Annotated in this window: 12 protein-coding genes; 2 read left to right on the top strand and 10 right to left on the bottom strand. The window is 45.8% G+C overall.

The window, feature by feature from the left end:
• The 5 genes from IE165_RS06130 to IE165_RS06110 form a co-directional block, all read right to left on the bottom strand.
• A complete protein-coding gene (locus IE165_RS06130) occupies positions 1-948 on the bottom strand; it encodes a glycosyltransferase family 2 protein (protein ID WP_189625725.1) in 948 nt (315 codons plus the stop codon).
• A gap of 57 nt (positions 949-1,005) precedes the next feature.
• Entirely contained in the window at positions 1,006-1,635 is a 630-nt protein-coding gene (locus IE165_RS06125; protein WP_189625724.1) for a DUF4199 domain-containing protein, read from the bottom strand.
• Positions 1,636-1,638: 3 nt separating this feature from the next.
• Positions 1,639-2,307, bottom strand: a complete 669-nt coding sequence (locus IE165_RS06120; RefSeq protein ID WP_189625723.1) for a hypothetical protein — start codon at positions 2,305-2,307, stop codon at positions 1,639-1,641.
• A gap of 3 nt (positions 2,308-2,310) precedes the next feature.
• Positions 2,311-3,579: a dihydroorotase gene (locus IE165_RS06115; protein ID WP_189625722.1), complete on the bottom strand. Its 1,269-nt coding sequence runs from the start codon at positions 3,577-3,579 to the stop codon at positions 2,311-2,313.
• Between the two features lie 198 nt (positions 3,580-3,777).
• The gene (locus IE165_RS06110; RefSeq protein WP_189625721.1) at positions 3,778-4,347 is read right to left on the bottom strand and encodes a UbiX family flavin prenyltransferase; all 570 of its coding nucleotides are present in this window, start codon (positions 4,345-4,347) and stop codon (positions 3,778-3,780) included.
• A 421-nt stretch (positions 4,348-4,768) separates the two neighbouring features.
• On the opposite strand from IE165_RS06110, the gene IE165_RS06105 reads away from it, so the two are divergent.
• A complete protein-coding gene (locus IE165_RS06105) occupies positions 4,769-5,422 on the top strand; it encodes an ankyrin repeat domain-containing protein (protein ID WP_189625720.1) in 654 nt (217 codons plus the stop codon).
• Here IE165_RS06105 and IE165_RS06100 read toward each other — a convergent pair.
• Positions 5,419-6,696 (bottom strand): DUF2851 family protein, encoded by a 1,278-nt coding sequence (locus IE165_RS06100; RefSeq protein WP_189625719.1) that lies wholly within the window; start codon positions 6,694-6,696, stop codon positions 5,419-5,421. The genes IE165_RS06105 and IE165_RS06100 overlap by 4 nt on opposite strands.
• A gap of 80 nt (positions 6,697-6,776) precedes the next feature.
• Here IE165_RS06100 and IE165_RS06095 point away from each other — a divergent pair, with 80 nt between their 5' ends.
• Positions 6,777-7,652: a PPK2 family polyphosphate kinase gene (locus IE165_RS06095; protein WP_189625718.1), complete on the top strand. Its 876-nt coding sequence runs from the start codon at positions 6,777-6,779 to the stop codon at positions 7,650-7,652.
• A 59-nt stretch (positions 7,653-7,711) separates the two neighbouring features.
• On the opposite strand, the gene IE165_RS06090 is transcribed toward IE165_RS06095, so the two are convergent.
• From IE165_RS06090 to IE165_RS06075, 4 genes are all read right to left on the bottom strand, one after another.
• A complete protein-coding gene (locus IE165_RS06090; RefSeq protein ID WP_189625717.1) occupies positions 7,712-8,500 on the bottom strand; it encodes an SDR family oxidoreductase in 789 nt (262 codons plus the stop codon).
• Positions 8,501-8,510: 10 nt separating this feature from the next.
• A complete protein-coding gene (locus tag IE165_RS06085; protein WP_189625716.1) occupies positions 8,511-10,385 on the bottom strand; it encodes an Nramp family divalent metal transporter in 1,875 nt (624 codons plus the stop codon).
• 111 nt (positions 10,386-10,496) lie between these two features.
• Entirely contained in the window at positions 10,497-12,368 is a 1,872-nt protein-coding gene (locus IE165_RS06080; protein ID WP_189625715.1) for a RagB/SusD family nutrient uptake outer membrane protein, read from the bottom strand.
• Positions 12,369-12,380: 12 nt separating this feature from the next.
• Positions 12,381-15,614: a SusC/RagA family TonB-linked outer membrane protein gene (locus IE165_RS06075; protein ID WP_229826382.1), complete on the bottom strand. Its 3,234-nt coding sequence runs from the start codon at positions 15,612-15,614 to the stop codon at positions 12,381-12,383.
• Positions 15,615-15,867: the final 253 nt, after the last annotated feature.

The raw sequence follows: 15,867 nt of genomic DNA, 5'->3' as shown, positions 1-15,867 counted from the left end.
CTATATGACTTCCTCGATATGGTATTTATTTCGATCTGTCGAATTTCTGGACACCAATTCCGCAATAAATCCGGTCAAAAACAATTGGGTGCCGATCAAAATTGCAACCAAAGAAAGGTAAAACAAGGGCTGGTCCGTTACGTTACGATAGGTAGTCCCCTCGGCAATGCTCATCAATTTATCAAAAATAAGATAGAGGGTAATAAAAAAGCCAATCAGAAAACTCATCACCCCTATCGCACCAAAAAAGTGCATGGGACGCTTGCCAAATTTGCCCACAAAAAAGATGGAAAGCAAATCCAAAAACCCTTTGATGAAACGTCCTGCGCCAAACTTTGTTGATCCGTACTTACGTGGATAGTGCTTTACAACCTGCTCCTGAATATTGGTAAAGCCTGCCCATTTGGCCAACACCGGGATATAGCGGTGCATCTCGCCATACACCTCAATGCTTTTTACAACATCTTTCCTGTAGGCTTTCAATCCACAATTGAAATCGTGGAGATTATGAATGCCCGACATGCTACGCGTGGCTGCGTTGAATAGTTTCGTGGGCACCGTTTTGGTCAACGGGTCGTAACGCTTTGCTTTCCAACCCGAAACCAGGTCTGCCCCGTTCCGAATACGCTCGTACATAGCCGGAATTTCGTCGGGACTATCTTGCAGATCGGCATCCATGGTGATAACCACGTCACCTTCCGCAGCATTAAACCCCACATTGAGCGCAGCAGATTTTCCGTAATTACGGCGAAACTTAATCGCGATGATTGCTGGATGCTGGGCTTTCAGCTTTTGAATGACCTCCCACGACTTATCCCGGCTACCGTCATCTACTAAAACAATCTCGTAGCTGAATTGATTCGCCAACATCACACGGTGGATCCATTCCGTCAATTCAGGCAGCGACTCTTCCTCGTTATACAACGGAATAACAACAGATATATCCATAATAAATGAAAAGAAGGGTACGCCATAGCATACCCTGTCCTATTTTATTCAATAAATTTATTTATTACTATCCTGCCAAGGGTGTGCTTCATCGGCAGGATTACTGACCTGCAAAAATGCAGGGCGCTCGCGCTTCAATATAGCGGCTAGAATCAATGCAAAAACGAAATACATAATCAAACTAACGCCTAATGCTTTCAAGACCAACCCAAACGAAAACGTACGCAATTCGTCACGTTTTTTCTCTAAATCCGCAACCTGCTTGTCAATCAGGTCGTCGTCGGCTCCGGCGCTTTCCAACGTTTCGATCGTCATATTGATGGTTTTGTCAAAGATTGTCTGCTGTGGCTCCGGGTTCACTAGGTTAAAAAGCGTAGTTCCTACGCTAGAGATGATCACCCCTATCGCCAGCATAATGAAAATTCCTTTCAGTGCTTGGCTGAAGCTCCAAAAACCGCCCGCAGATTTCCGTAATATCACAGCAAAGTACGCGGACAATGCAATCATCGCTACCATCCCTATTCCACCCGTGATCATGGATGTAACAGTGAAATTTGTCGCATTTAAAAGTACATAAAGCGAAACAATGCTAATAACGAGCGACAAGATGCCGAGATAAACCCCCAACTTTATGCCCTCTCTTCTAACCGACTCTGCGGAAAAATCGGTATGGATGTGTTGTGTCATAATTTACTGATTAAAATGTATAATAATTTGATAGATAGCTGTATCCAAAGACGTATTTGCGGCAGACGCTTTGAAATCGTCTAATTGTGAAGCGGATGGAGCGGGCTCGTTGAAAAAGCTGACCATACCGTAAAACAGCTCTTTTAACTCATCGTCATGCGATAGAGTAGATGCTACTTTATTAATCTCGGCATAGGAACTATCCACCAAAATTTGGTTTGCTATAAGTTTTTCATAGATGGCATGCTCATCCTGAAATTCATCTTCTTCCACCAAAAGAAATTCCTTAAGATAGTCGTCAAGTGAAGGTTCAATATCGTCATCGGCACATTCCCGAAGATACAGAAATATATTGAGCAGCTCCGTGCCGCGATCGATGGTATCCTCTTCAATGGCTTCCCATTCTTCGGAATCTAGGTAGTCTTCCTCAAGCTTTTGTACATCTTGGGCGAAGAAATTGACCATCAGCAGATCGAAGAATATCTCCCGTAATTCTTCAAAATGTTGATGATCGTCAAAGGCCTCATCCAACGCGGCTACCTTCTCCATAAACGGAGCTTCTTGATCAAACGCCCGTACCAAGGCCGCAGACACGGCAGCACTGTCGATATTTTCTGCTTGGGCGTAGGCACTAAGACCGGCGTTAAACGCTTTTTTTACTTTTGCATCCATAGGTTATTTATTTTCGACCAATAGGCCATGATGAATTACTGCTTTTACCTTCCCGGTAAGCTCTTGGCTCCAAAGCGGGCTGTTCGCAGATTTTGACTTATTACTTTTTCCGTCGAGGATCCATTTTTCGGTCATGGAAAACAGGACTAAATTTGCATCACTACCTTCCAAAAGAGAAGGCATCCGCTGCCCCAAAATTAGTCTAGGAGCTACGCTCAGTTTCTCAACAATTTCTTCGGCACCAAAACCGGCCTTGACCATCAGCGGTAGCGTCGTCTGCAAACCGATCATACCTGCTTTCGCTATTTGGAATTCGACATTTTTAAACTCGATCTCGTGCGGAGTGTGTTGTGAAACCACGGCATCAATAGTCCCATCCTTGAGCCCCTCTACCAAAGCCGCTATGTCTTTTTTAGTACGCAACGGCGGATTCGTTTTATAATTGCTATCAAAGCCCTGCACATCTTCATCGCTGAAAATGAGATTATGTGCCGCCACATCACAGGTCACTGCTACCCCTCTTTCTTTGGCTTTTTGGATCAGCTCCACCGATTCAGCGGTAGAGATACAGGTAAAATGGATCGGTGACTCGTTATAGTCGGCCAAGAAAAGATCGCGTGAAACCATGAGCGACTCGGCCAAATTTGGCTTTCCTTTCATCCCAAGAAACGTACTCATCTCCCCTTCGTTCATTTGGTTACCCCCGGCAACCGATTCGTCTTCGGCAAATGAAATGACCAAAGCTCCAATCCCCTTCCCATACAACAAAGCGCGTGACATTAATCCGGCTTGCTGAACAGCATGGTTGCCATCCGAGAAAGCGACCGCACCAACCGACTGCATATCGTACATCTCAGCTAGTTCCTTTCCTTCTCTGTTTTTGCTCACCGCACCCACAGGATGTACATCCACGATATTGCCTTTCGCTGCGTTAACAACCAAGGCAACTTCTGAACGACTATGTAAGGGCGGATTGGTATTCGGAAAAATTGCCACGCCGGTGTATCCACCAGCGGCGGCGGCCGATGTTCCAGTAACGATATCCTCTTTCGTTTCTAGCCCTGGTTCTCCAAAATTCGCGTGCAAGTCGAAAAAACCGGCAGAAACTATACAGCCACTTCCATCGATGATGTGTACCATCTCTCCGCCCGGGTCTGAGGGGGCAGTTATGTTACTTATCTTTCCGTTTTCGATTAAAATGTCAACGATTTCTCCATCTTGTGGATGCTGAGGTAGTAAAAGCTTCGCGGAAGAGATTAAAATACTGTTCATGTGTATTATCTATACAAATTTAATATCGAAAAATGGATGGGGTAAACGATCGAATGCAGCCGTTGGAGGAACAAAAGCTGTTTTTTCCTTCGGAAAAACCAATGAAATATGGCGTATATGCATCCAAATTTAGGGGCTGCTTCATTGAAAAACAAATGTACAAAATATATCCTTACACGCCCTTGAAAAAATATGTTTTTATGGCTGCTGTCCCCACGAATAACTAGCAACCTGTATATCGCATAGCCCCAGCACGCGGTCCACAACAGTGGACGCCAACTCTTCAAACGTCTTGGGCAGGCTGTAGAACGAGGGGCTCGCCGGGCAAACAATCGCTCCCGCCAATGTCACCGTCGCCATATTTTGTATATGTATGTGATTTAAGGGAGTCTCTCGAGTCACCATGACCAGCTTACGCCTTTCTTTTAATATCACGTCTGCAGCACGGCTAGTTAAATCGGAAGATATGCCCTGTGCTATGCGGGCGAGGGTCCCCATAGAGCAGGGGCAAACAACCATATGCCCAAATCCAGCCGACCCTGACGCAAATGGTGCCATGAAATCACTTTTACCGAAAAACCTGAACGGGTACGTTCGATAATCCTCGTTACCCAATTCGTATTTCCAGACGTCCTTGGCATTATCCGACATCACGACCGCCACCTCTTCGATCTGGTCTCCTAATGTCAACAACTTATCAAGTAGCACTTTTGCATAAAGAGCACCACTAGCACCGGTCACAGCAACCACAATTTTTTTCTTCTGCATATCAATCACCATAAAACAAAACTAATAAAAAAGGGTCGAATAAGACTATTCGACCCTACATCTACCTATGAAAAACATGCCCTTGGGGAGGGCAATACAAAAGTAACGCTAAGTTTAAGATAAGCCAACTGTGCAAGAGGGTTTTTTAATTAATGTAGAACATCAACTACACCTTTTAAAAAGAATATCACAAAACTTATAATCTATTGAAATATCTATGATAAAATTTCGAAATTCATGCTATTTCATCAATAAAATTAGCCTGATACTTAGCTGATAATGTAACAATTAGTCATGTTTGTCGCGCATATGTTTACTGCAGCAAGCGAAAACCACTTTGCTAAAACATGAAATGTTTACGTGTTCTATGGTTGATTTTCGGTTTTTTTTATTTAATTCGTATACGCCAAACGAAACAGGGATGACTTTATACAAGCTAGAAGAATATATAGAGACGGGCAACCATCATGATTTGGAGATACTGCTCCGTTCTGAACCGGAATTATTACGGGAGAAGACCAGCCACGATATTTCGCCTTTGCTCTTGGCCTGCTACTATCACAAAGATCAGGTGATACGAACTATCCTGAATCATTTGACGACGATAACCATACATGAAGCGTGCGCTATAGGCATTGCCCCACAGGTAGAAATGATGATCAAACAAAAGCCTGATGTGATTGATGAAGTATCATCACATGGCTTTACACCATTGGGTATAGCAACCCATTTTGGACAGGAAGAGGTTGTTAGAATTTTATTGGCCAAACGTGCCGATCCAAATATCTGCTCGCAGAACGGTTATCAGGTATATCCGATACATACGGCTTTGACGGGCCAATACGATCATATCAGCAAAATGCTGATCGAAGCAGGTGCAGAAGTGAATGTTGTGCAAAATGCACGCATCAGCCCGCTTCACATCGCTGCCCAACGAGGAAGCATAGACATGATCATCATACTATTAGAAAATGGAGCTGACATAACGATAAAAACCGATATGGGCGCCACAGCTTCCGATCTGGCCTTCGAAAAGGGCTATCGCGAAATCGCGGAAATTTTACGTGTCAGCTAGCTTTTAAAAATTGCATGCCCAATCATACAGGATAGACATCGCTTTTTGCTACAGTAATTTTTCTTCAGCACCAGTAGCGCCTGTGAATCCGACGCAGCTACCGCATCATAGCCACGAGCATGGAAGGCGCGAACGATCGCATTATCCTCCGCCTTTGTTGTGGCAAGCCATTCCAGCGCGCGGGTCTGCAGATGATCCAGCCCCATCTCCTTCGCAAAAGAGAAGAGGATGGGAATGAAGGTATTGATTAGCAAGTGCTGTTTAAAGTCTTTGGATAATTGTAACGTATGCCTATCGCTTTTTTTACCGAACCTATAGTGTTCTTCCCAATAGTTACCTATCTTCTCATCCGCCAATAAGAGCAAAACCTCCGACACATTTTCGCAGGCTAGCAAGCACTGAAACAGATATGGATTAGCTCCGTATAGGCCGATAAGCTGGGCTAAGCGAAAGGTAGGAAAGTTGGCAGGGCGCATCCGCATAAACTTCCATTCGAAGCCTACCATTGCTTTAAGTCCGTGTACACGACAAAGGTAGTTATACTCTTGCTGCAGCGATCTTTCGTATGCGTCTGCACTGGAACGCGCAATAAGACCGGCTTGTCCAAACAGCATAGCCTCCATTTTAAAAGGTTCTTTTTGATATTTCCGGAGTACACCCAAATCCACCAGCCGGCCAAATTGCATGAAGGTCTCTGCATTTACCTTCATTCCAAAACTACGGGACAGATGGATAAACAGTACACGCTCCCAGTCACCCTGCGTATCTTCCAAGGTCGCATGTATACGCGTATATTGTTCTTCAAGACGTTCTACGGCCAGCCGATCCAACAATTGGTTTTTTATCAAAGATGATATATTCGGCAAATGCCTTTCGCACGGGATCCAATGTAAATTGTGCATAACATCGCGGTACCGTACTAAAAGCTTTCGATCTACGAGCCGTCCCAAAACCAAACAGGGAATCTGGGTACCGTCTTTTCGAAAGACTGTTATCCCGTTTTCGTATACCACATGCAGAATCACATTATTATAGGCGGCATCCTTATGATGTTGATGCCGCAACCAATCAGCACCATCCACATGTAGTTCGATATGCCCTGTCCAGTGCTCTGTACCTACGGAAACCCGTGCATACAGAAAATCAGGACCTGCGTCCCTATTAAGTTCACCGACAAACTGAATGTTGATTTCCTCGCCATCTGTGCTATAAAGTTCTAATTGGTTAAAAAGCCTAAATTGCCAGATGAAATGCAGTAGTTCTTCTGCAACCATAGGTTAAATATACAACCTAAAAAATTGACTTGCAATTTTTTTTGATTTGGTTTTATTATATTTAGGAAAAACATATTGATATGAGCAAATACGGAAAACGCTTTAAAGCATCCCATAACTTTAAACAAGATAAATATCCCACTGATATCTCAGCGGAAATGGAGGCAAAATGGGCAAAAGATGAACTGAAAAAAATTCGGAAGCAACTCGCCAAGATTCAGGACATGATGTATGCTCACAACCGCTACAACGTCTTAATTTGCTTTCAAGGCATGGATACTGCCGGAAAAGATAGCCTAATCCGTGAACTTTTTAAAGAGTTCAATGCACGAGGGGTGGAAGTAAGCAGCTTTAAAACGCCTACATCGTTGGAACTTCAACACGATTTCCTATGGAGGCACTACATCAATCTACCACCCAAAGGAAAATTTGGTATCTTCAACCGAACACATTATGAGAATGTGCTGGTTACGCGGGTACATCCGGAGTATTTGCTAAACGAAAATTTGCCTGGCATCTATGCTGTTGACGATATACCGAAAAATTTTTGGAATGAGCGATTCAAACAGATCAATAATTTTGAAAAGCTGTTGACGGAAAGCAAGATGATTGTATTTAAATTTTATCTCCACTTGAGCAAAGAGGAACAAAAGACCAGATTACTACGACGACTGGACAAGGGCGAACACAATTGGAAGTTCTCTCCCGCTGATCTTGCCGAAAGAAAATTGTGGGATCGATACATGGCGTGTTATGAGGAGGCGATCCAAAAAACCAGCAAACCAAACGCACCATGGCATATCATCCCAGCAGATAACAAAGATATCGCGCGGTATTTGGTAGCAAAAATACTGCTTGAAAAACTATCCCAATACAAGGACATCGCTTACCCAGAGCTGGACGAATCCATACAGGAGCAACTGAAGCATTACCGGAATGAATTGGAGAAAGACTAATTGCGGAAACGCCCGAAAAGTCCTCTCCAATCTGTTAAATCAAGATCTGTACCTCCTTGCTAGAAAAAGGCAGCGCTTGCCCCACCGTCAAGTGGGATAGCTGCGCCCGTTAAGAACGAAGCCTGTTCAGAAGCCAAAAAGGCCACTAAGTTGCCATACTCTTCCGGTCTTCCTAGCCGGCGCATCGGGATGGAAGAAATACGCGACTTCTTCACTTCGGCAAAAGAAATGCCTTGATTTTCGGCCTGTACATTCATTAAGGCGTTCAAGCGGTCGGTATCAAAAAATCCTGTCAAAACTGAATTAACAGTAATGTTATGCTTGGCAACTTCTCTCGCCAGCGATTTGCTCCAGCTAGCCAATGCGCTGCGCATGGTGTTGGACAGTACAAGTGTGTCAACTGGTTCCTTGACCGTCATGGAGGAAACATTGATTATCCGACCAAACTTTTGATCCTGCATGTACGGTATGGCTAGTGAGCTGGCAAATACGGCATTTTGAAAGAGCAGCTCGAAGGCTTTCTGATAATCCCCCTCCTCTTTCGAAAAAAGATTGCCCGCCGATGGGCCATTCGTATTATTGATCAGGATGTCAACCCGGTCGTTCGCGAAGAAATGGGTCATCTTTTCTTTGTGTCTGTCGTAATCGTTAAAATCCGTCAGCAGATAACTATGATGCTGATTGTTCCTGACATCCAACTCTTGCAGGACTGCCCGAAGCTTATCCTCATTTCTAGCCATCAGCACGACTTCCGCTCCGCAAGCTGCCAAGGCAATGGCAATCGCCTTTCCAATACCTGAACTACTCCCACCAACCAAGGCCCGTTTTCCCTTTAATGATATTTGCATATGATGTATATTATTGTGCTATGAGGACCGGAATCTTCCCCGCGTGTCTCAATTTATTTACCGTTTCTCCAAAAATAACGTCCTTAAACCCTGTGTGCCCGTGGCTGCCAACGATCAATAAATCGGCATGGTACTGTTCGCAACAAATGCGTATGGCGTTTATCCTATCGTTGTAGCGCAAGGCACAGGTTACGACATAGTTCTTATCGCGTAAAAATGTCGCATATTGCTCTAAACGCCTCCTATCTTCCCTAGCCTCCAAGTCTTCGGTTGTTCCGCCGGTGTATTTTACACTGGCACTCTCCACGACATGAATCAGCACGAGCTTGCACGCGCTTGGACTATGTTGCAGAACCTGACTGATGACCTTCTCGTCCGATCTGGAAAAATCCAATGCCAAGAGGATCGTTCGAAAAGATGAAGCCGCCTTAAATTCCAATACCTCAAAGGATGTATGTACGTCCGAACGAACGGCTCTACGCCTTAGCACCCAGGGATAAACGAAGGTCATCAGCAACAGCAGCAACAGGCCTAAAGCGCTACCAACAATCAGCACACGAAGCAACACGTGCTCCACCTGGCTCAACCATCGGCCTACTTCCGAAAACACCAGCTGAAAATTGAGCACCGCTATCACCGCTGCAATCAACCAACTGAAGAAGCGCGTGTACGAACCGATTGCGAACTCTCCCATCTTTGCTCGATCGCTTACAAAATGAATCAGTGGAATCACTGCAAAGGCGAGCTGCATGCTTAGGAGTACCTGCGAAAAAATCAACATCTGCCCCACTTCCTTATCGCCGAATAACACAATGACGACAATGGCAGGAACAATGGCCAACAAGCGGGTGAGCAAACGGCGCAAAAAGGGGCTGATCCGCAATTGAAGATACCCTTCCATCACAATCTGACCGGCTAAGGTTCCGGTAATGGTGGAACTTTGGCCAGCAAGGATTAGTGCTACTGCAAACAGTTTTGGAGCCCAATCTGTGCCTAGCGTGCTACCTAAAAGCCGGTACGCATCTTGAAGTTCTGCCACATTGTGCATACCGTTTTTGTGAAAAACTGATGCCGCCAATATTAAGATGGCAGCATTTACAAAAAATGCCAGTTGGAGGGCGATGGCACTGTCTAAAAAATTATACTTTATCGCCCGACGGATAGCGGAGGTTGATCTTTCAATTTTTCTGGTCTGCACCAAAGCCGAATGCAGGTAAAGGTTATGCGGCATAACCGTAGCACCAATGATGCCAATGGCAATATAAAGAGCTGCATGGTTGGGTAAAGACGGAATGAATCCTTGCATCACTTCATCCAACTGTGGCCGTGCAAAAAACATTTCTACAAAAAAACATATCCCGATCAAGGTGATAAGCCCAACGATCAAAAGCTCCAGCTTCCGCATGCCCAACCGCTGCAAGTAAAGCAGTAGAAAGGTATCGACAAAGCTGATCAAAACACCCCATAAAATATCGATACCAAATAGGAGGTTTAGCCCAATGGCCATACCCAATACTTCGGCCAAGTCACAAGCCGCAATAGCCAATTCAGCGAGGATGTAAAGTACAAAGTTCATCCGTTTTGGGTATATCTCCCGATTACATTGCGCCAAATCCTTGCCACGAACTATCCCCAATCGCGTACACAAACTTTGCAGAAGTAGCGCCATGAGATTGCTCATCAACAGCACCCACAACAGCGCATAACCAAACTGACTACCACCAGCAAGATCTGTCGCCCAATTCCCTGGATCCATGTATCCAACACTGATGAGATAGGCTGGTCCAAAAAAACTGAGCAAGCGCTTCAGTTTAGATTTTCCTTGGTGCACCGTTATACTTTCGTGTACGTCGTCCAATGACCGATGTTGGTGCGCGTTTTTCATGGAATGTAATTTAGGGAATCTTCCAGAAAATACATCATAAAATTCCATGACTCCAGTAAATTTAACAAAGACTTGATCAACAACGAAGAAGGGGCTGCACGCCCCTTCCTATCAATAACCTGGATTTTGTACCAGCTTGGTATTTCGGTTGATTTCATCGCGGTGAAAGGATGTGAAATACATCTTATCGTTCCATGCTCGATTTTCAATCCCCGGATCTATGGTTCCTACCGTATAGGTATAGGTGTAATTTTCCGTATCATATTTATATCGGTTTACCATCTTTCCGGGCTTCAGTCTGCCCTCGATGCGTATGGTGGTGGCTTTTCTCCCCAAGGTCTGTGCGGCAATCATCCAGCGGCGTGCATCAAAATACCGGTGTTCCTCGTAAGCCAGCTCGACACGACGTTCATTCCGATAGCGTGCACGCAAGGCCTCTCCAGTTTCTGCTAAAGCAGGCATACCAGCCCGAAAGCGAATTCGGTTTAGCCAAAGAAGCGCCTCCGCGTCCTCGCCCAATTCGATGCAAGCTTCCACATAGTTCAAAATGGCCTCTGTATAGCGCAACAAGGGCCAAGGCACACGTTGTCTGGTATTTTGATCGACGATCGCAGGATCGGCATCTACAAACTTCCGGTAGTAGTATCCGGTGTATGATCCGTTCCAATCTTCGATCGGACTGTTTCGAGTGTCCAGTCCATACTGTACCGTTTTGGTACCCGAATTATTTATAACTTCGTACTGCCCGGTTTGGATCTGGTTAAACGGATCGCGATCCTTTACATCGTCGGTACGCGGCTTCCAGTCGGCTCCATCATGCAGGATGGTCGCATACAAACGGGGATCCCGGTTCTGATAGGGTGCTGCCTTATGCGTCGGATTATCCCAATCAAACCGTGTACCGTCGATCATCTCATAATCGTCCACCAAAAGCTGCGTAGGCGTGTTGCCGGCCCAGTTATGGTAACCATTCGGCCCGTTATCGCGACCTACCCAACCACCGCGTTCATCTTTTAGATCGTTAAAAAAGCGGCCCAGAATAAGATCGCTCTTACCTGCAGCGTCACCGAGTTTACTTCCTCCCCCCATCGCGATCGCGATATAATTCGCTTTTCCCTCATCGGCGGTAGCTTTCTCCGTCAAATCCAGTTTGTAAGCATATTCAGCATGGTCCAATACAGCACGCGATGCTTGTTTGGCCAAGGTCCAGCGATCCGATCGGCTACCAGATGTATAGCCTATAAATTCTGGTGTTGCATAGCCGTTTAGCAACGAGGAATTTGATTTGGCCGTCGCATTGTCGTGCAGGTCGCTAGCGGCGTAGGTAAGCACCCTCGCTTTCAGCGCCAATGCCGCTACCTCATTAATACGCCCATCGACCCGTGCCACTCCATTTAGAAGCAAGGCTGCCGAATCACAATCGTCTATGATAAAGTCCACGCACTCGGCGTAGGTGTTTCGCGATATAGAATGGTCCGCATCGTCCAATTTGAATGTAAAATCGATCAATGGCACAGCACCGTAAGTACGCAAAAGCTGCTGGTAAAAATAGGCTCTTAAAAAATAAGCTTCACCCAATAGCTGCTCCGCGCGCGATGCATCAGCGAATTGTGGGTTGCGCAGGTTTTGTATCGCGATATTGCTCGCGCGGATGCGAATATACATCTGCTCATAGCTGTAGGTGTCCATCTGCCTTCCTTGATCGGCATCATTAGCACGGCCTTCTGTTATGGTATTGATACCGCGCCCCGGATGGGTGAATAGCGCCTCATCCGTTAAAGAAGCCATTTGTTCTTCATAAAATCCGCCAACGCCAAAACCATTGTATATTTCAAAAACAAAGGCTTCCGCCAATGCTGCATCTTGCCATACAATCTCGTTTGGAACTTCTTCCAGCGGCTGTGTGTTTACAAAATCGTCGTTACAGGAAACTGCTGTCAGCAGCATCGTTCCCGCATATATAAAATATCTTAAGTTGTTCATGTACTCCGTTGTTTAAAATGACACCATTACACCCCCATTAACCAAGCGTGCTTGTGGGTAATATTGACCAAGCTGATTGGTCGACTCAGGATCGTATACTTTTAATTTACTCCAGGTCAATAGATTGAATCCGCTTAGAAAAACGCGAAGATTGCTTATTTTCATCTTCTCTAGTACAGAGGAAGGCAGGTTATATCCCAGTTCGACATTTTTCAACCGAATATAGTCTGTACTGCGCAACCAATACGTGTTGTTATTGGAGTAGTACTGGTCGCTCCGATCCGTGATCCGTGGGTGTTCACTGCTTGGATTATCAACTGTCCACCGGTTTTCATAGAAATCCAACAGGTAGTTTCCTATTGCGCCCGATTCATCCGTGGCTACACGCAATTCACCGCCGGTAGCACCCTGGAAAAGGATATTGAGATCAAAATTCTTGTAGGTAAGGCCGAGATTGATCCCTCCCTGAAAGGTCGGATCGGTATTTTTGTCGCGACGGACGCGGTCATTGGGCGTGATCTTTCCGTCGCCGTCATAGTCAAGGTATTTCATATCACCCGGCCGCAAGTTGCTGGTAATATCGCCATAATCCAACGTATTGGCATCAATTTCCGCTTGGTCTCGGAAAACGCCATCGTAAATGTAATATAGCCCCGCATTGATCGCTCTTCCGGTACTTTGCTGCCATGTTGGAGCTCCAGGCGCCTCGTCCCAAAAGATAATCTTATTTTTAGCGTAGCCTCCGTTAACCGAGATGCGATAACCCAATTCTCCGATCTTATCTTGCCATCCTACGTTAAACTCCCATCCAGAGTTATCCACTTTACCGATATTTTCCGCAGGAAGTGTCATCCCGCTGCTATGCGGGATCGATGCATTCCGCTGCCAAAGAATACTTTCGCGGCTATTTCGGAACACGTCAAACTCCGCATTCATTTTTCCTCCGAACAATTGTAGATCTATACCAAGATTATAGTTATTGGCTACCTCCCAGGTGATAAACCTATTTGGAACACGACTTTCAAACAAAGATTTTACGACATCGCCCCCGATGATATAGCTACCAAATGCATAGGTAGAAAAATATTGATATTCCTGAAGCTCGTCATCGTAAAAAATGTTATCGTTCCCCATCTGTCCGTACGATCCGCGTACCTTGAAATAATTCACAACCGGAATATTTTCTTTCCAAAAATTCTCCTCTGAAACCAGATATCCAAGCATCACACCGGGAAAAAATCCGTATCGTGTATTTTCCGGAAACATATACGAGCCATCATATCGCCACAAAAATTCACCAATATATTTGCGCTTGTAGTTGTAGCCCACCCGACCGAAGTAATTCAGTCGTGCCCGTTCCCAAGCACCGCCATTGTTATCTTTCTCCGCATCACCGCCTGCGAATAGGTAGTCGATATCGGTTGAAAGGAAATAGCGTCTGAAGGCGCTCAGGTAATCGTTCCGTATGGTTTCCCGATTGACACCGGCCAGCAAACTCAAGCTATGGTCGCCGATAGTCTTATCGTAGCTCAGCACAGCGCCCAAAAGCATATTGAGCTGGTCTTCGTCCTCGTGACTCAGGCGAGGCTCGGCCGGGCCGCGTATCCCACGAACCAACTGAGGTGTCACGCCGTCTTCCTCGTAGGCTCCCTGCCAGGTATAGAGATACCATGGAATTTCCCAGTTCTTTGTTTTTCTGATATACTTATCCACCGAGGCGTTTAGCGATAATTTCAATCCTTCTACCCATGGGTTGGTAATATCCACTTGCCCGTTGGTCTGTAAGTAATAACGCTTATCACGGTTGTATCCTGTTTGGTCCGTTGTTATCACTACAGGATTCTCACCATGCTCAATGTCGGGTCCGGGCATTCCATTCGGCCAAAAAGCGGGCATAGTCGGATTTCCGCGCATAAGCATCCGAAAGATTGTCGAAGCGGGCTTGGTTGGGAAGTTACGGCCCTCCTGCCTGCCTAACACGCCAAACTGCGTCTTGATATACGGATTGATGTTTGCATCTAAATTTATGCGGAAATCATACTGTTGGTAACCGGTTGCAGAATTTTTGTAATAGCCGTCTTGATTCTGGTATCCCATCGATAATAGGTAACGCATGTCTTCCGTTCCACCATCGATCTGGACATTATGTCGTTGCTGAGGCGACCAATTTTTCAAAGTAGCCTTGTACCAATCGGTATTGGGGTGGCCCCATGGGTCGCTCCCGTCTGCAAAAAGCGCTTTATCCTCTGGCGTAAAGGGGGCTTCAAGTGTTGTTCCGTTGGGACGCAAATAGCTTCCATTGGTATTGAAACCATTTAACGCGCTAGACCATTCTGAAACCGGAAGCTTGAATATTTCCAACTCATTCCGCATTTCTGCATATTGATTCGCATCGGCCAATTTGGGGATCACCGTGGGCTGCGAATAGCCTTGATTGAAGGTGTAGGATAGCTTTGGTTTACCGGTTTTACCGCGCTTAGTCGTGACCAAAATAACACCATTGGCGGCCCGGGCACCATAAATTGCCGCTGAAGCATCTTTTAGCACCGATATGTTTTCGATATCGGCTGGGTTCAGCCTTTCAAAGCCTCCCTGCCGGGCAGGGATACCATCGATCACAATTAATGGTCCGCTGTCTCCTAGGGTGTTGGATCCACGGATCCGGATTGCCGATCCATCGTAGCCAGGCTCGGCACTGCCGTTGGTTGCTATAACGCCGGGAACACGCCCAGCAATCGCATTGGAAACATTTAACGCGGGCGATTTTTGCAATTCTTCTCCTTTTACCGCTACCACGGCTCCTGTTACCGTCTCCCGCTTCTGTGTTCCATATCCAACAACGACGACCTCGTCAATACTGGCATTCGACGTCAGCAAAAGCACATCGATCGCGGTTCGTCCGTTCACCTCTTCGGTTACGGGGTCCATTCCCACCATATTGAAGCGCAACTGTCCGTTGGAAGGCACTTCCGGTAGTTCGTAGTATCCCTTGGCGTCCGTTGTTGTGGCTAGGCTACCTCCAACAACGGTAACGGTTACGCCCGGAACGCCCTCCCCGTTTTCTTGGTTCCGTACCACACCCTTTACCGTAATTTTTTCCTGCTGGAGATGCATGTAAAGGAGGTGGTGGTCTCCCGTGGCATACACACATTGACTTGGCAGGGAATAACCAAAACAAGTGAAGATTGATGTTCCTACATACAGAAACTTTCGAAAATCTTTCTTGTAGCTTTGTGTTGTTCGCATAAGTATGAGTTTATGATGATTAGAAAAAAGTAATGAAATAGCCCCTCCAGCAGCATGGTGCCGGGGGTTGAAAGATCTTGGCAATCGAATACGGTTAATCCAGACACGGCAGTGCCACGCGTCCAAATGATAGCTGAGCTTGAACACAAAACGTATTTTCCGAAAAGGCAATAGCCATAAGAAAAGGCTGCGACCGTTAGGTCGATCCAGGTATTCTCATAGGATCACACGTTTTGGATACCGAATAAAAGGC

Origin of the sequence: Sphingobacterium griseoflavum, assembly GCF_014653155.1 — a bacterium.
GTDB lineage: Bacteria > Bacteroidota > Bacteroidia > Sphingobacteriales > Sphingobacteriaceae > Sphingobacterium > Sphingobacterium griseoflavum.
This window is presented reverse-complemented; position numbering and strand designations above follow the sequence as displayed.